The organism is Bradyrhizobium lablabi (assembly GCF_018131005.1).
GTDB lineage: Bacteria > Pseudomonadota > Alphaproteobacteria > Rhizobiales > Xanthobacteraceae > Bradyrhizobium > Bradyrhizobium lablabi_D.
Map to the genome: position 1 here is coordinate 691470 of NZ_JAFCJK010000001.1, position 16254 is coordinate 707723.

14 protein-coding genes are annotated in these 16254 nt (G+C 58.8%); 9 read left to right on the forward strand and 5 right to left on the reverse strand.

Features of this window, described 5'->3' with window-relative positions; genetic code table 11:
- The first annotated feature begins 430 nt into the window (after positions 1-430).
- The gene (locus tag JQ553_RS03205) at positions 431-898 is read left to right on the forward strand and encodes a YidB family protein (protein WP_212498421.1); all 468 of its coding nucleotides are present in this window, start codon (positions 431-433) and stop codon (positions 896-898) included.
- Between the two features lie 24 nt (positions 899-922).
- Positions 923-1183: a GlsB/YeaQ/YmgE family stress response membrane protein gene (locus tag JQ553_RS03210; RefSeq protein ID WP_212498422.1), complete on the forward strand. Its 261-nt coding sequence runs from the start codon at positions 923-925 to the stop codon at positions 1181-1183.
- Between the two features lie 301 nt (positions 1184-1484).
- On the opposite strand, the gene fabI is transcribed toward JQ553_RS03210, so the two are convergent.
- The 5 genes from fabI to pflB all read right to left on the reverse strand — a co-directional run bounded on the left by fabI (position 1485) and on the right by pflB (position 8226).
- Positions 1485-2291: an enoyl-ACP reductase FabI gene (gene fabI / locus JQ553_RS03215; RefSeq protein WP_212498788.1), complete on the reverse strand. Its 807-nt coding sequence runs from the start codon at positions 2289-2291 to the stop codon at positions 1485-1487.
- Between the two features lie 288 nt (positions 2292-2579).
- On the reverse strand, positions 2580-3446 hold the full coding sequence (locus JQ553_RS03220; RefSeq protein WP_212498423.1) for a formate/nitrite transporter family protein: 867 nt from the start codon (positions 3444-3446) through the stop codon (positions 2580-2582).
- A gap of 33 nt (positions 3447-3479) precedes the next feature.
- Positions 3480-5081: an aspartate:alanine exchanger family transporter gene (locus JQ553_RS03225; protein ID WP_212498424.1), complete on the reverse strand. Its 1602-nt coding sequence runs from the start codon at positions 5079-5081 to the stop codon at positions 3480-3482.
- A gap of 34 nt (positions 5082-5115) precedes the next feature.
- Positions 5116-5943 carry a pyruvate formate-lyase-activating protein gene (gene pflA / locus JQ553_RS03230; protein ID WP_212498425.1) on the reverse strand — a complete coding sequence of 276 codons (828 nt, stop codon included), beginning with the start codon at positions 5941-5943 and terminating at the stop codon, positions 5116-5118.
- 12 nt (positions 5944-5955) lie between these two features.
- A complete protein-coding gene (gene pflB, locus JQ553_RS03235) occupies positions 5956-8226 on the reverse strand; it encodes a formate C-acetyltransferase (RefSeq protein WP_212498426.1) in 2271 nt (756 codons plus the stop codon).
- A 182-nt stretch (positions 8227-8408) separates the two neighbouring features.
- On the opposite strand from pflB, the gene JQ553_RS03240 reads away from it, so the two are divergent.
- The 7 genes from JQ553_RS03240 (at position 8409) to JQ553_RS03270 (ending at position 16249) form a co-directional block, all read left to right on the forward strand.
- Positions 8409-8639, forward strand: coding sequence for a hypothetical protein (locus JQ553_RS03240; RefSeq protein ID WP_212498427.1), 231 nt, complete (start codon positions 8409-8411; stop codon positions 8637-8639).
- 246 nt (positions 8640-8885) lie between these two features.
- A complete protein-coding gene (locus JQ553_RS03245) occupies positions 8886-9653 on the forward strand; it encodes an alpha/beta hydrolase (RefSeq protein ID WP_212498428.1) in 768 nt (255 codons plus the stop codon).
- Between the two features lie 84 nt (positions 9654-9737).
- A complete protein-coding gene (gene phaP / locus JQ553_RS03250; RefSeq protein WP_212498429.1) occupies positions 9738-10175 on the forward strand; it encodes a TIGR01841 family phasin in 438 nt (145 codons plus the stop codon).
- Positions 10176-10311: 136 nt separating this feature from the next.
- Positions 10312-12000, forward strand: a complete 1689-nt coding sequence (locus tag JQ553_RS03255) for a long-chain fatty acid--CoA ligase (protein WP_249143897.1) — start codon at positions 10312-10314, stop codon at positions 11998-12000.
- A 111-nt stretch (positions 12001-12111) separates the two neighbouring features.
- Positions 12112-13644: a wax ester/triacylglycerol synthase family O-acyltransferase gene (locus tag JQ553_RS03260; protein WP_212498430.1), complete on the forward strand. Its 1533-nt coding sequence runs from the start codon at positions 12112-12114 to the stop codon at positions 13642-13644.
- A gap of 45 nt (positions 13645-13689) precedes the next feature.
- Entirely contained in the window at positions 13690-15036 is a 1347-nt protein-coding gene (locus JQ553_RS03265; RefSeq protein WP_212498431.1) for an MFS transporter, read from the forward strand.
- A 19-nt stretch (positions 15037-15055) separates the two neighbouring features.
- The gene (locus JQ553_RS03270) at positions 15056-16249 is read left to right on the forward strand and encodes a hydroxymethylglutaryl-CoA reductase (RefSeq protein WP_212498432.1); all 1194 of its coding nucleotides are present in this window, start codon (positions 15056-15058) and stop codon (positions 16247-16249) included.
- The last annotated feature ends 5 nt before the right edge of the window (positions 16250-16254 follow it).

Below are 16254 nucleotides of genomic sequence, written 5' to 3' on the forward strand. Positions count from 1 at the left end.
AAGTCGAGTAGCAACCTCGAAAGAATTGCGCTCCCTCTCCCCGCACTTACGGGGAGAGGGTTGGGGTGAGGGGCCGTCTCCGCGTAAACGGCGACAGAAGAATCCGCGGAAGGCTTCCCCTCACCCGGAACGCATCTTACGATGCGTTCCGACCTCTCCCCGCAGGCGGGGCGAGGTGCAAGGAGCCAGCCGCTGAACCGATTCGACCTGACTTCATCCCACTCTAGCTGCATCTGGCCGGCGCTCTCGGAGTGCCGAAGCGCCCTTTGTACTTCGGTTCAATCCGATCCCACCAAAGTCGTCCGGCTCGCGGCGGCCCTCCGCAAATGCAATTACATTGATTCATGTCAAAGATTGCCTCCAGCAAACGGGCACTACCGTTAGACCGGAGGCAAAGACCCCCAGTGAGAACTCGTTGCAGGAGGGAATCATGAGCCGTGGAATGCCATCAATGACTGCGCTTCTCGGAATGCTTGCCCTTGCGGGATATCAGAATCGGGACAAGCTGATGGAAATTTTCAACAGCGCGACGGGCGGCGCTTCCAAAAGCGACAGCGGCGGACAGGCGCGGGCACAGGGCGATCTTTCAAACGTTTTTGGCGGCCTTCTAGGTGGAGGAGGAGTCGGAAGCCTGCTTAGCGGCGGTCTCGGAGAATTGCTCGAGCAATTCACGAAAAACGGACAAGGAGAGGCAGCCGACTCCTGGGTCGGCCCCGGCCCCAACAAGGAGATCTCGGCTCCTCAGCTCAAGCAAGCCATCGGACAGGATGTCTTGGCTACGCTGGTGCAGCAAACGGGACTGTCGCAAGAAGAACTTCTTGCCCGACTTTCGCGAGAACTGCCAACGGCCGTCGATAAATATACGCCGGACGGCCGTGTGCCCTCTCGCGATATTTGAGTGCACCGCCATAGGGAAAGCAAAATGAGCATCATCTGGACCATTATTATTGGGTTTTTGGCGGGCGTGGTCGCAAAATTCATCATGCCCGGAAGCAACGAACCTTCAGGATTCGTTATGACGACCATTTTGGGCATCGTGGGTTCGATCCTCGCATCTTATCTCGGACAAGCGCTCGGTTGGTACAAGGCTGGCGAGGGCGCCGGCTTCGTTGGTGCCGTAGTGGGAGCGATAATCCTGCTGGCGTTATACGGATTCTTTGCCGGGAGGCGCAGCGCAGTTTGATCTACCGACACTCGAGCTGAGGAAAAAGCTCGAGGCCGTTGCCCTGATGTGCCATCAGCCCGGCCAAAGCCAATCGGTGACGCCAGCGTGACGGCGTGGAGCGCCGGGACCAAACATCTACGGGATGCGCGTCTGAAGACGCGCATCACCGGCCCACGTCGGTTTGCGCCTGTGTCCTGTGTTGCAATTCACACTACGTGACAGGAAGTCGCGGCAAATGCGTCGCGCCCTCGCTCCTGCAACTCTTGGTCGGCTTCAATCACTTCGATGTTCAAATCCAATTTCGACGCGTTGAACCGCTTCAGTCGATTACATGATACCCGCCGTCGATGTAGATCGTATCTCCGGTGATGAGTCGCGCCACGTCGTGTGCGAGGAAGGCAGTTGCCGCACCGACGTCTTCGATGCTTACGAGACTCCTTGCGGGAGCCTTGGCTTTCGCCTTTTCGAGCAGCTTGTCGAATTCGGGAATGCCTGAAGCCGCCCGGGTCGCCAGCGGCCCCGGAGAGATGGCGTGCACGCGAATACCCTTTGGTCCCAGCTCCGCGGAGACGTACCTGACTGCACTTTCAAGGGCGGCCTTGGCGACACCCATAATGTTGTAGTTCTTCACAACCGTTCGACTGCCGTAATATGTCATCGTAAAAAGGGTCCCGCCTTTCTTCATCAGCGGTTCGGCCAGATGAGCCATCCGAAGAAACGTCCAGCATGAGACCTGCATGGTTGTCAAAAATCCATCCAGCGGCACGTCGACCACCCGGCCGTGCAACGTCTGCTGTGGCGCGAATGCGATCGAATGTACGACAAAATCCAGCTTGCCCCACTCCTTTGCAATTCGCTCAAACACGGCTTCCATCTGCCCCGGCTCGCGGACGTCCAGCGGCATAACGATGGAGGACTCAAGGGCCCGCGCCAGCGGATCGACGTGCTTTTTGGCCTTCTCGTTCAGATAGGTGACGGCGAGATCGGCGCCGAACGCGCGAAAGGCGGCGGCACAACCCCATGCTATTGATTGTTCGTTGGCGATGCCCACGACCAGCCCCTTCTTGCCTTCCAGCAGCTTCGCCTTGACAGCCGGAATCAATCGAGCCTTACCGTTCTTCGGCATCTCCAGGGGTTCGCCGCGAGCATATCTCTCGGCGGCCTGCTTGAGGGTGGCGAAGGCGTGGCGGCGATCCTTCGCTTCGGCGGTCCGTGCGACCTCCTGACCGTTCACCTTCAACTGCCCTTCACCCCATGGAGCAACGTTGATCTCAAACCGGTCCTTGCCCAAGGTTGTGAAGAACTGCTGAACGGTTGCTCCTTTGCCTACAGCCATTTCCTTGTTCGGCTCCCAATTGGCGGTCTGTAGCGGCATGATGATAGTCCTCGCACGTGTCGTTAGATTCAGAACCCGTTACTTCTCGTCGCGATACGATGCGCCGAACGCCGCCCGATAAATCGCCCAGTAGACCGCGCCGACACATCCGGCACCACCCACGATATTGCCAAGCGTCACAGGTAGGAGATTGTGGATAATCCCCGTGATGGTGATCGGCGATGCGTCGAAATTCGCCGGAGCGTGGCCTGTCTGGATCAACAGCCACGCCAGGGGCAGGAAATACATGTTGGCAACGCAGTGCTCGAAGCCGGCCGCTATGAAGGCCGAGACCGGCAAAACGACCGCAATCATCTTGTCGGTCACGGATCGGCCTGCATAGGCGAGCCAGACTGCCGCGCACACGAGCACGTTGCACAGAATTCCCTTGAAAAACAGCGTCACCACATCGGGACGGATTTTCCCGGCTGCTGTATTCAACACAGACAAGCCGATGCGGCCATCGTTCATGTCCAGATGATGCGAAAAGAAGACAAGGACGATTAGTCCAAGCGCCCCAAACAAGTTACCGAACCAGATGATAGTCCAGTTACTCAGCATCGTCCGCGTGGAAACCTTTCCACTGGCCCAAGCCATCACGATCAGGTTGTTGCCCGTGAACAGCTCGGCGCCTCCTACAAGAACGAGTACCAATCCAAGCGTGAAAACCAGTCCGCCGACGACGCGTGCGGTGGCGAAGCTGAGGGACGCATCGCTGGCGACGATGGTATAGTAGAGCGCGCCGAAGCCGACGCCGCCGCCTGCCACGATCGCCAGCATGAAGGAGGCGAGAAAGGGTAGATTGGCTTTCTTCACGCCGACCTTCTCGACAGCCTCCTTAATCTCGGCGGGGCTGTAAGCTTGCAGATTGAAAATGGGCTGTGGCGCGGGTATCGGCTCGGCCATCGCTGTCTTACCTCCCTCGCCGCGCACGCATCCCTACCCGCCAGCTCCACCTGTCGCCAGGAGCCCGACGATCTGCGCAGAGATCACTTTCACCAAGGTCATCGACGGGAAGATCATGGCGTAGCCGATGTCCGGGCGTTCGGTCGGCGCCATCTTTGTCGAATAGACCAGGATGGCCGGGTTTCCCGTCGCTCCGGATGCCACGCCGACCAAGTCGTCGTACGGTATCTTAAGTATGTAATGGCCAACCAGCAGGACGATGAACACCGTCGTCAGTAGTATGGCAACTCCGATAAACAGCATCGTAAAGCCCGACTCGGCCACAGTGCGGACGAAGGGTTGGCCGGCATTGACGCCAACGGTTGCGAGAAACATCGCCAAGCCGAAATTTCGCAGAACGATGTTCGCAGGCAAGGGCATCGTCCAGAGCAATGGGCCGGTGCGACGGAGCTTGCCGAGAATTAGCGCGACGATCAGCGGTCCGCCTCCGATGCCGAGTGTCACGATGCCGACGCCGGGAATTGGAATTGGAATAAGTCCGAGCAGAACACCCAGAACCATTCCAATCCCAAGCGAGACATAGCTGAATTCGGCCGCTGCCTTAACTGTATCGCCGAAGTGACGCCGGATCTCTTCCTTCCGATCGGGTGGCAGCAGCACGCCGACGCGGTCGCCAAATTCCAGCATCAAGTCCGGCGACGGCACCAAGTCAGCATCGTATCGCCGGACGTGCAAAAGATGTGTCGGATAACCGGCTGGCATCGGAAGATTGGCGAGAGGTACACCAACCACACTCGCCTTTCCGACAAAAACTCGGATGTAGTCCAGATCGGCACGATCACTTGCCAACCTCCCCGGCTCGAGACTCCCGAGTTGCGCGGCGGCCTTGCCAATCGCATCCTCACGCTCCGCGACGACCAAAACGGCATCTCCCGCGGACAATGCCATCTCGGGTTCTGGAACGAAGTTTCGGCCACCCTTTCGAACCATCGTAACCTGAACGTCGGCCAAGGCGGTGCTCGTCAAATCCTGGAGCTTCTTCCCGCTAAACGCCTGGCCGATTGAAATCTCAGCCATGTGGAAACGCTGAGCCTTTACCGGAAATTTCGGCTTCACAATGCGCGTCATGAAATAGATGCAGAGGATCGGTCCGATAACGCCGAACGGATACGCGATAGAATAGCCAATCGATGGATCCTTGTTCTTCATGACGTCGAGTGCCGCTTGAAGCGACGCGGTGCTGGTCATCGATCCTGCATAAAGACCGAGCGTATGTCCGATCTTGATGCTGAAGATGTGTCCCAGTCCGAGCGCAACGAAGAGGCCTGCGATGCAGGCAACGAGCGCCAACAGATTGTACTTCTGGCCGACGCCAACCATGCCCTCGAAGAACTGGCGGCCATAAAGGATGCCGATGCCGTATAGAAACATGATCAGGCCCGTGAGCCCAATCGGGCCTATAATCTGGGCTTTGGGCGCAAACGCCCCGATTGCAAGGCCGACGAACAGAACCGCCCCGACCCCAAGCGAAAACCCCGCAATGTTGATCTGGCCGACCAGATAGCCCAACCCGATCGCCAGAAACGCCGTCAGGATCGGCTGACTGCCGATGATATCGCGAGCTAGATCCAACATTCTTTGCTCCCGGATAGCCGGATTGATAGATCGATCAGCGCACTTGGCACCCCGCAGCCCGGAACTGTTCGATCACCCTACCCACCAGTTCGCGGTCGGCTGGCAGCGTGTCTTCGAGCTTGTAATCGAGGCCCATCGCCTTCCATTTGAACGAGCCCATCTGGTGAAATGGCTGCACCTCCACCCACTCGACGTTCTTCATCGGCGCGACAAATCGCCCGATGCCGTCGACATTCGCGGGATCGTCGGTCTCGCCGGGCACGAGCGTGAAGCGAACCCAAACCGGCTTCGACATCGAAGCAAGACGCTCAGCGAAGCGAAGCGTCGGAGCCAGGTCGCGGCCGGTAACTCGTCGGTATGTTTCCGGGTCCGAACTTTTAATGTCGAGAAGAACGAGATCGATTTCCGACAAGTAGGCCTCGTCCGCGCGATCGCCGAGAAATCCCGAGGTCTGAATGGCCGTGTGCAGACCCATTTTTCTGGCGCCGGCGAATATCCGTCGGGTGAATGCAAGCTGCACCATCGGCTCGCCGCCCGAGATGGTCAGCCCGCCACCAAGGGCCTGGATTGACGGTGCGAAATCGCTAATCCGGCGGAGCACCTGATCGACCGAGACATAGGTGCCGTCCTTGAGATGCCAGGTGTCCGGATTGTGACAATAGGTACACCGCAGAAGGCAACCGGAGACGAAAAGCACGAGGCGAAGGCCAGGGCCATCGTAGCGCGATGACGTTTCATAGGAATGGCAATAGCCAAACGAGCCGACTTCGTCCTTGATCTTGTCTTCATCGGGCGCGTCGGGCGAAATTCCGACCCGGAGGTCGTGACGACTTCCGGGCTCCAATGCCTGCACCGTGGACATAGCGCACCTCGGTCAGATCTGGCCGTGGAAAGTGCGGCTGATGACGTCTCGCTGCTGCTCGGGCGTCAGCCGCACGAAATTCACGGCGTAACCCGAGACCCGGATCGTGAGCTGCGGATATTTGTCTGGGTTCTTCATGGCGTCTTCGAGCGTCTCCCTGTCGATGACGTTCAGGTTCATGTGGAAGCCACCCCGATCGAAATAGACGTCGAACGCCTTCACCGCCTCGTCCAGCAGTTGACTTTCCGACAGATGAGCCTTTTGGGGCGCGACAGAGACCGTGTAGCTGATGCCATCCTGCGCATCCCTGTACGGAAGCTTCGCTACCGAAAGGCAGGAGGCCAGCCAGCCATGGCTGTCGCGTCCGTGCATCGGATTGGCGCCGGGCCCGAATGGCTCGCCCTTGCGCCGGCCGTCCGGAGTGTTTCCGGTAGCCTTGCCGTAGACGACGTTGGAGGTGATCGTGAGCACACTCTGGGTGTGCGTCGCGTTACGGTAAGTCGGATGCTTGCGGATCTTCTCCATGAAGCTGGTGACGATGCTTGAGGCGATCTGATCGACCCGATCGTCGTTGTTGCCGAATTGCGGCGTCGACTGGTTGTCTTCGTTCTGATAGTCGACAATCAAGCCTCTGTCATCGCGCGTAACTCGGATCTTCCCGTACTTGATGGCGCTGAGGCTGTCGGCGACCACCGAAAGGCCGGCGATGCCGAAGGCCATGGTCCGCAGGATGTCGCGGTCGTGAAGGGCCATCTCCAGTCGCTCATAGAAGTACTTGTCGTGCATGTAGTGAATGCAATTCATGGCGTGCACATACGTCTTTGCCAGCCATTCCATCGTCGTGTCGAACTTGACCATGACGTCGTCATAGTCGAGGAAGTCGCCAGCGACTGGCATAGTCCCGGGTGCGACCTGTTCGCCGGAGACCTCGTCGCGGCCGCCATTGATGGCGTAAAGCAGAGCCTTCGCAAGGTTGACGCGGGCGCCGAAGAACTGCATCTGCTTGCCCAGCCGCATCGCTGAGACGCAGCAGGCGATCCCGTAGTCGTCCCCCCAGAAAGGCCGCATCAGATCGTCGTTTTCGTATTGAAGCGAGGACGTGTCGCGGCTGACCTTCACGCAGTACCGTTTGAAGGGCGCAGGCATGTGGTTCGACCAGAGCACCGTGATGTTCGGCTCCGGCGCGGGTCCCAGATTGTAGAGGGTATGCAGCATGCGGTAGCTGCTTTTCGTTACTAGAGCACGCCCGTCGAGATCCATGCCGCCGACGCACTCGGTCGCCCAATAGGGGTCGCCGCTGAACAGCGCGTCATAGTCCGGAGTGCGAAGGAAGCGGACGATGCGCAGTTTCTGCACCAGCTGGTCCCAGAGCTCCTGAGCCCGAGCCTCGTCGAGAATGCCTGTCTTCAAGTCGCGTTCGATGTAGACGTCGAGGAAGCTTGAGATGCGACCGATCGACATCGCCGCCCCGTTGGCCTCCTTGATTGCGCCTAGATAGGCAAAATAGGTCCATTGGAATGCCTCCTCAGCATTCGTGGCCGGCTTTGAAATATCGCGGTCATAGAGCTTCGCCATCGAAGCGAGATCCTTGAGTGCGCGAAGCTGTTCGGACAGCTCTTCGCGCATCCGAATGATGTCGTCGGTCGGCCACATGTCGTCGATCTGCGCACGCTCCGCGCGTTTTCCTTCTATGAGGCGATCGACACCGTAGAGAGCGACTCGACGATAGTCGCCGATGATGCGCCCGCGGCCGTAGGCATCCGGAAGTCCGGTAATGACACCCGATCTACGGCAATTCATGATTTCGGGCGTATAGGCGTCGAATACCCCGTCATTGTGCGACTTCCGGTATTTCGTGAACGTCTCGTGCACGGCTGCATCCGGCTCGAAGCCGGCAGCCTTCAGGCCCGCCTCTACCATTCGCAGCCCGCCGAACGGGAAGATTGCCCGCTTGAACGGCTGATCGGTCTGAAGTCCCACCACAACCTCATTATTGCGATCGATGTAACCTGCCTTGTGGGCGAGCATTGTCGACGGAGACTTTGTATCGACCGCAAGGACTCCCTTTTTCCTTTCATCCGCGAAATACGGTTGCAGTTTCGCCCAAACCGCTTTTGTGCGCTGCGATGCCCCTGCGAGGAAGTCCTCGTTGCCGCTGTAAGGCGTGACGTTTCGGACAATGAAATCGCGAACGTTAATGGAGGTCTGCCAGTCTCCCGGCCGGAATCCCTTCCAGCAATCCCCGGTGTCGACTTCCTTTCTGAGAGCGGCGCTTGCTTTCATGGTACGTCTCCCACCAGCGTATGTTTGATTAGGTGCCCGTGCGGGTGAAATCCATACAGGCAGCGGCCTCAAAGATTGGTCTCGATCAGTTCGTAGATGCTTGATCTAAATCAAGCTCGCGCAGCCGTAGCCGCTTCTGCGTGCTTTGCCTGACTGATCTGCGCGGATCCCGAGGGGGAATCATGAATGCAACGGCAGCGGAGACCGGCGATACGAAATCCCGGACCAAGTATGACAAATTGATCGCCGCAACGCAGAGCATCTCGCCAGTGCCGACTATCGTGGTTCACCCCCGCGACGAGACATCGTTGCACGGTGCGGGAGATAGCGCTGGAGCCGGCATCATCCAGCCAATCCTGGTCGGCCCGGCAGCCAAGATCAGGGACACACGTGGTCACGCGTTGAACGATTGATCTATGTCAACACTCGGGTCGGTTGGTCGGGTCATACGGCTTAAAGTGAAGCTCTCAACTGGTTAGCAGCTTCATTGCCTAAAGGTATTTTCGTAGCCGCCTGCGCTGAAGAAGCCAGTGAAATCAAGCTGCACGAATGCATGATCGAGGCTTCTGCGCTTCGATCCGCAATCGAAGCACTACGACTTGAAAAAGAATGCAGTCAGTGCGCCACGCGACCGGAACGACCGGAGGAAACGTTCTGACATGGACACGGCCATTCACCGCTCAAGCCCGCCATCGCGCCAACTATTGTGGCTCGAACTGCGTGGAATTTGGGAACTGCAGGCGTTCTTCGCGGCCTATCCGCTGCTGCGACTGGCACCGCGTGGTGATGGTCATCCGGTGCTCGTGCTGCCCGGTCTTGCCGCGAGCGATGCTTCGACGCGCCCGCTCCGCGCCTATCTGAAGGAGCAGGGTTATGCGGCGCACGGCTGGGAGCAGGGCCGCAACAATGGCCCACGCCCGGGCGTCGAGGCCGGCATCGATGCTCGGCTCGCGGAATTGTCCGGGCGCTACCGGCGCAAGGTAAGCTTGATCGGATGGAGCCTCGGCGGCGTTTTTGCGCGCGAATTGGCGCGGAGGGTACCGGCCTTGGTGCGCCAGGTTATTACGCTCGGCAGCCCATTCGCCAACGAGCCGAAGGCGAGCAACGCCTGGCGGCTCTACGAAGCCCTGAGCGGGCGCGCTGCCGGCGATTGGCCCGGGCGCGAAGCGATGAAGCTCCCGCCGCCGGTGCCGAGCACGGCAATCTACACGCGCACCGACGGTATCGTCGCGTGGCAGGGATGCCTTGAACAAGAGAGCCCTACGACGCAGAACATCGAGGTCGAGGGTAGTCATTCCGGGCTGGGCCACAATCCTGTCGTGCTGTACGCGATCGCAGATCGGCTCGCGCTATCGGAAGAAAATTGGCGTCCCTTCGATCGCAGTGGCCTGCGCAGCTTACTGTATCCAGATCCGAAGCGCAGCTGATAGTGCGCGGCGCCGCCTCGCGCCGCTTCGTACGTAGCTAGCGTCGCGTTTTTGTTGTCACTATCAAAGCAAGGGAGGAGTCCCATGGAAACCAGCAAGCAGTCGATCGGCTCGGACGACACGTCCAAGCAGTGGCTCGACGATATCAAGAAGTTGACCGAGAAATTTCAGTTGCCGGGTGTCGACGTCGCGGCGTTGGTCGATTGGCAGCGTAAGGACCTGGAAACGTTGGTAGAGGCGAACCGGCAAGCCTATGAAGGTGTCAGGGCGCTTATCGAGCGGCGCAACGAAATTCTGAAAGAGACGCTCGCGCAATGGCAGGCCGCCGTCAAGGATGCCACCAGCAGCGAAGCGATAGCGAAACAGGCGGAAGCCGGCAAGCAGGGCGTACAACAGGTGATCGCGAATATTCGTGAACTCGCCGAGATGGAAGCGCAGTCGCGCAACAACGCCTGGAAGGTCGTGCAGGACCGCATGCAGGAGAATCTGGCCAATCTGCAGAAGTTGCTGCAGCCGAAGTAGCACGGAGGCGGCCGTCTTCCGCGAATATGAACGCCATCAGGAGTGCCGTCCGACACACCAAAACATCCGCAACTTAATAAAGGTCTACGCCATCCGCGACCGTGGCGGCTACACAGGGAGGAATGCCATGAACAATATGCCCTGGATCAACTCCTACCCCGCCGGTGTGCGCTGGGACAAGGAAATCACTCCTGCGCCACTGCAGACAATTCTCGATAATACCGTCGGCAAGTGGCCTGATCGGCCGGCGATTGATTTTATGGGTAAGCGCCTGACCTATCGGGAGTTGGGCGATTACGTGAGCCGCGCTGCATGCGGGCTGCAGCGGCTTGGCGTGAAGCCGGGCGTGCATGTCGGCCTGTACCTCCCGAATACGCCGCATTACATCATTGCATTCTTCGCGGTGCTGAAGGCCGGCGGCACGGTGGTCAACTACTCGCCACTCGACGCCGCAGCTGTTCTGGAACACAAAATAGAGGACAGCCGTACCGACTTCCTCATCACACTCGACCTGGCCGCGCTCTATCCTCAGATGGAGACCATGCTCGGCAAGACACGGCTGAAGAAATTGATCGTCGGCAGCCTGGGCGAGATGACGTCTGCGCCCGACGCGGTGACGGCGGAGATGAAAGCCGCCAAACAACTGAGCGAAATTGTATGGGACGATCGGCACATCAGCTTCGCCAAGTTGCTCGACAACGACGGGAGGTACGAGGTCTATCCGGTTGCCGATCCGCGGGAGACGATTGCTGCGCTCCAGTACACGGGGGGCACCACCGGTCTGCCCAAGGGCGCGATGCTAACGCATGCGAACCTGACCAGCGCGTGCCAGCAGGCGTGGGAGACCACCAATGGTACGCCTCCGGTTCTGGTCGAAGGGCAAGAGCGCTTGCTCGCCATGCTGCCGCCATTCCACATCTATGCACTTACGGTGAATGTTCTATTTGCCGTTTTCGGAGGGTGGGAGATCATTCAGCACATGCGCTTTGATCCCCTGGCGGCGCTGAATGACATTTCGAATAGAAAGGTGAGCATTTTTTGCGGCGTTCCCACGATGTTCACTGCGCTGATCAATCATCCGGAGATCTCCAAGCATAGTCTGCGCTCGCTCAAATATTGTGGCTCGGGCGGGGCTCCGCTGCCCCTCGAATTAGCGCAGCAATTCTGCGCGATTACCGGCTGCAACATGAGCGAAGGCTGGGGCATGACCGAAACGTCGCCGACCGGAACTTTCACGCCGGTCAACGGCAAGCGCAAGGCCGGCTCCTGCGGAATGCCGATGCCGGGCATAACCATTAAGTTCCTCAGCCTCGATAAACCAACGCAATATGTCCCACTCGGCGAGCGCGGCGAGCTCTGCATTAAGGGACCTAATGTTATGAAAGGCTACTGGAAGAACGCGGAAGCGACGGCTGATGTCACGACGTTTGACGGCTTCTTGCGTACGGGCGACGTCGGTTACATGGACGAGGACGGCTTCGTGTTCATCGTCGATCGCACCAAGGACATGCTGTTGTGCAGCGGCTATAACGTCTATCCGCGTGTCCTTGAGGAAGCGATCTACAAGCACCCAGCGGTCGAATTGGTCGCGGTCATCGGCATCCCCGACAAATATCGCGGCCAGTCGCCCAAGGCCTTTGTCCAGCTGAAGGCCAATGCCACGGCTTTCACCCTCGAACAATTGCAGGCGTTTCTGAAGGACAAGCTCGGCAAGCACGAAATGGTGCAGGCGCTCGAAATCCTCGCTCAACTGCCGCTGACGGCAGTGGGCAAGCCTTTGAAGACTGCGTTGTACGACGAGGAGAAACGCAAACGCGCGGTCTAGGTGCTGATCTGAAGATTCTGCCAGGGGATCACATGAAGACGGTCGCCTGACGCAGCGACATCGGCGACATCCCAACCTCGGCTCGATCGACACCACAAAGGAGCCACGAGAATGGATCAACTCAGTAGCGTTGACGCCTCGTTTCTGCATCTCGAAACGCCGGAAACGCCGATGCATGTCGGCAGCTTGATGCTTTTCGAGCTTCCCGAGGGTTACCAGGGCGACTACTACGAGGATGTCAAGGCGATGCTGGGCAAACGCCTGCACCTCGCTTCGGTGCTGCATCGCAAACTGGCGCAGATGCCCTTTGAACTTTCCGAACCGGTTTGGATCGAGGACGACGATATCGATCTCGATTACCATGTGCGCAGCGTGACGCTGCGCCGCCCGGGGACCATGCGGCAGCTTGAGGCGCTGATCGCACGGCTGCACTCGACGTTGCTCGATCGCAGTCGCCCGTTGTGGGAGATGTACGTCATCGAAGGCCTCGAGAATGGAGAGGTCGCTTTCTACAGCAAGGCGCATCATAGCGGGGTCGACGGTAAGGCTGGGGTGGAACTCGCCAAAGTGCTCTATGACGTGTCGCCCGAGATGCGCGAAGTACCGCCTCCGAGACGCAAACGCGGCAGCAGTTCCTACCAGCTCGGCATCACCGAACTTCTGCAGGCCGCGGTCGCCAATTCGGCCAGCCAATACCGCAAGCTTGCCGATGTGCTGCCCGGTACGGCAAAGGCCTTGGCTGCAGCAGCAAAGGTCGTCGCGAGCCAGCGAGCGGCCAGCGGCGCCCGTTCGTTGAACCTGGGCCTCGCACCAAAGACGATCTTCAACGACTCGATCACCAACCAGCGTTCCTACAGCACGCTGTCTGTGCCGCTCGCGGACATCAAGGAACTCGGTAAGCGCGTCGGTGGCACAGTCAATACCATCGTGATGACGATGTGCAGTATCGCACTGTATCGCTTCTTGAAGGAACGCGACTTGCTGCCAAAGGAGCCGCTCATCGCCATGGTGCCGGTTAGCCTGCGCGCAGAAGGCGACAGTGCGATGAACAATCAGGTGTCGATGGTCCGGGTCGATTTGGCGACCGACATAACGGAATTGCCGTCGCGCCTGAAGGCGATCCACGCGTCGTCCGAAGCGGCGAAGGCGGTGGTAAAGGAGCTGAAGCCGGTGCTCGGGCTACAAGTGCCGATCACGGGATCGCCCTGGCTTATGACCGGGCTCGCCTCGCTGCTCGGCCGCTCCAACCTCGCGAGCCGCGCGCCGGCGGCCGGCAACGTCGTCATCTCGAATGTTCCCGGTCCGCCTATGACGCTCTACATGGCCGGCGCGCGGATGGTGCATTACTATCCGGTCTCAATCCCGTATCACGGCAGTGGGCTGAACATCACGGTGCAGAGCTACGCCGGGTTGCTGGAGTTCGGCCTCACCGCCTGTCGGCGTGTGGTGTCACAGGAAGAATCCTACGAGATCGTCGCCAACTTGCAGACCGCCTTGCGCGAGATGGAGGCGCTGCCGACGATCCATGCGGACGCCGGCGTCGAGTCTGCGGCGTCGACAGTGATCGAACCAAACGCAGTGATCGAACCGAACAAGGTCTCCACGAAGAAGACCGCCAGAGCACGGCCGAAGGCGCCCAGCTAAATCGAGCAGACGTAGAACCAACGAATCTTCGCGGAGGTAACGAACATGCAACCGACCGCTGCAAACAGGTCGTCACCGCTATTCGAAAGCGGGGCTATCAAGGCGCTATTTTCGAAGATTGACCGGCGCCTGATCCCGATCTTGCTGATCTCCTACATGATCGCCTATCTCGATCGCATCAACATCGGGTATGCGCAGCTTCAGATGAAGCAAACCCTGCCGTTTGATGACGCCGTCTACGGTCTCGGTGCGGGCATGTTCTTCATCGGATATTTCCTGTTCGAAGTGCCGAGCAATCTTCTCCTGGAGAGGATCGGCGCTCGCAAAACGCTGTTGCGCATCATGGTCCTCTGGGGCCTTGCTGCATCAGCCATGATGTTCGTATCGACGCCTCTGCAATTCTATGTGGTGCGATTCCTGCTTGGTGCCTTCGAGGCAGGCTTCTTCCCCGGTGTCATTCTGTATTTTACCTACTGGTATCCGTCAGTGCGGCGCGGTCGGGTGATCGCGATTTTCATGTCGGCCACCACGATCATGTCCGTGATTACAGGACCCTTGTGTGGTGCGACCCTGAAATATTTCGATGGGCTCGGCGGTCTCCACGGCTGGCAATGGCTGTTCCTGGTGCAGGGAGTGCCCGCAGTTATTCTCGGCTTCCTGGTCTACTTCCTTCTGGAAGACAAGCCTTCCGATGCCGCCTGGCTCTCTCATGGCGAAAAGGAACTGCTCGACGACAGCTTACAGCACGATGTGAAGGACGTCGAAAGCGAGCCCGCTGGCACTTTCGGGCAAATGCTGCGAGACCCAAAGGTCTACGTGCTGTCGCTCATCTATTTCCTTCTGCTTGGAGCGACCTACACGATGGTGTTCTGGTTGCCGACATTGATCCAGAGCTGGGGCGTCAAAGACCTATTCCTCATTGGGGTCTATGCGGCAATCCCGAACGCCGTGGGGGTCATCGGCATGATCCTGATCGGCCGGCATTCGGACAAGTGGCATGAGCGTCGCTGGCATTTCGCCGCTTGCGTCGCGATCGCGGCTCTCGGCCTCTTCGTGACGACATTGTTGCAGGGCAACCTGGTCGGATCGGTCATGGCCTTGGCGTTCGCGGTCATCGGAATTGCATCGGCAACACCGCTCTTCTTCGCACTGGTCAGCGAATATTTGTCCGTCGGTGCCCGCGCGGGCGGGCTCGCGCTCATCAGCAGCTTAGGCAACCTTGGTCCGGCGATGAGTCCATCGATCAACGGGCTTATCATCAGGAACACAGGCGACAATATCTACAGCATGTATTTCGTGATCGCCCTCTACCTGCTGTCCGGAACACTCCTACTGCTTGCGATCCGCCCGGCATCGACCGCGGTCGTCCCGGCGGCGGCACCTGCACATTGACGACGATTTGGAGAAGCAAATGTCAGCACAAGTGTCATCCGAGTCATCCCTTAAGATCCCTCGCGACAAAGACGACGACTATCGCGAGAGCGTCGCCGACGCGAGACGCCGCTTCGTGACCGAGCGAACCGGAGCTGAGCTTGATCATGTCGCCAAATATTCGATTGACCCATCCATCCTTCCGGGCAACGTTGAAAATTTCATCGGAGTCGCCCAGGTCCCCATCGGGCTAGCTGGTCCCTTGCTCATCGTCGGCGAACATGCGCGTGGACGCTTCTACATCCCGCTCGCGACCACGGAAGGTACGCTCGTCGCGAGCTACAGCCGCGGAATGCGTTTGCTGTCCGAGTGCGGGGGCGTGAAGACGACCGTCGTCGAGCAATATATGCAGCGATCACCGGTATTCATTTGGGACGATGCCCTGAAAGCACGCGATTTCGGACATTGGATCGATGAACACTTCACCGAGATCAAGGCGGCAGCGGAGACCACTACGCGTTCGGGCAAGCTCATCAACATCTACCAATATTCAGTTGGGCCTTTGCGCCACCTGCGATTCAATTACACCACCGGCGATGCCGCGGGTCAGAACATGACCGGAAAAGCAACGTTCGCTGCGTGTGAGTGGATCAAGAAGAATTACCCGGGAGGGGCTCGCTACATACTCTCGGGAAACATGGACACGGACAAGAAGCATTCGCGCATTAATATGCTGGTGACGCGCGGGAAGCGAGTGGTGGCGGAAGCGACCATTCGGAAAGATGTTTTGAAGGACCTGATGCGCGTCGATACGCGCGATCTGTTCTATTCGCGCCAGATTTCGCAGGCTGGCGCATTCCTCGCGGGATCGGCCAACAATGGCGCGCACGCTGCCAACGGCCTGACCGCTATGTTCATCGCGACCGGTCAGGACGTCGCGAATGTCTCAGAATCCCATGCGGGGGTGGTGTATAACCAACTGCTCGACAATGGCGACCTTTACTGGTCGATTACTTTGACGTCGCTGATTGTCGCCACCTATGGTGGTGGGACAGGATTGCCCACGCAAAGGGAATGTCTGGAGATGCTGGGCTGCTACGGCAACGGGAAATCCAACAAGTTTGCCGAAATTTGTGCGGGTGTTGTGCTTGCTGGCGAAACATCCTTATCCAGCGCGATCCTCGCCGGCGATTGGGTGTCAAGCCACGACGAACTGGGCAGGAATCGTCCCTAGCGTTC

What these genes read in the sequence shown, in the direction of transcription:
- JQ553_RS03210 (WP_212498422.1), top strand. Translation starts at nt 923, where the DNA reads ATGAGCATCATCTGGACCATTATTATTGGGTTTTTGGCGGGCGTGGTC.
- phaP (WP_212498429.1), top strand. Translation starts at nt 9,738, where the DNA reads ATGGAAACCAGCAAGCAGTCGATCGGCTCGGACGACACGTCCAAGCAG.
- fabI (WP_212498788.1), bottom strand. Translation starts at nt 2,291, where the DNA reads ATGCCGAAGAACGGTAAGGCTCGATTGATTCCGGCTGTCAAGGCGAAG.
- JQ553_RS03205 (WP_212498421.1), top strand. Translation starts at nt 431, where the DNA reads ATGAGCCGTGGAATGCCATCAATGACTGCGCTTCTCGGAATGCTTGCC.
- JQ553_RS03260 (WP_212498430.1), top strand. Translation starts at nt 12,112, where the DNA reads ATGGATCAACTCAGTAGCGTTGACGCCTCGTTTCTGCATCTCGAAACG.
- pflA (WP_212498425.1), bottom strand. Translation starts at nt 5,943, where the DNA reads ATGTCCACGGTGCAGGCATTGGAGCCCGGAAGTCGTCACGACCTCCGG.
- JQ553_RS03240 (WP_212498427.1), top strand. Translation starts at nt 8,409, where the DNA reads ATGAATGCAACGGCAGCGGAGACCGGCGATACGAAATCCCGGACCAAG.
- JQ553_RS03225 (WP_212498424.1), bottom strand. Translation starts at nt 5,081, where the DNA reads ATGTTGGATCTAGCTCGCGATATCATCGGCAGTCAGCCGATCCTGACG.
- JQ553_RS03265 (WP_212498431.1), top strand. Translation starts at nt 13,690, where the DNA reads ATGCAACCGACCGCTGCAAACAGGTCGTCACCGCTATTCGAAAGCGGG.
- pflB (WP_212498426.1), bottom strand. Translation starts at nt 8,226, where the DNA reads ATGAAAGCAAGCGCCGCTCTCAGAAAGGAAGTCGACACCGGGGATTGC.
- JQ553_RS03270 (WP_212498432.1), top strand. Translation starts at nt 15,056, where the DNA reads ATGTCAGCACAAGTGTCATCCGAGTCATCCCTTAAGATCCCTCGCGAC.
- JQ553_RS03245 (WP_212498428.1), top strand. Translation starts at nt 8,886, where the DNA reads ATGGACACGGCCATTCACCGCTCAAGCCCGCCATCGCGCCAACTATTG.
- JQ553_RS03255 (WP_249143897.1), top strand. Translation starts at nt 10,312, where the DNA reads ATGCCCTGGATCAACTCCTACCCCGCCGGTGTGCGCTGGGACAAGGAA.
- JQ553_RS03220 (WP_212498423.1), bottom strand. Translation starts at nt 3,446, where the DNA reads ATGGCCGAGCCGATACCCGCGCCACAGCCCATTTTCAATCTGCAAGCT.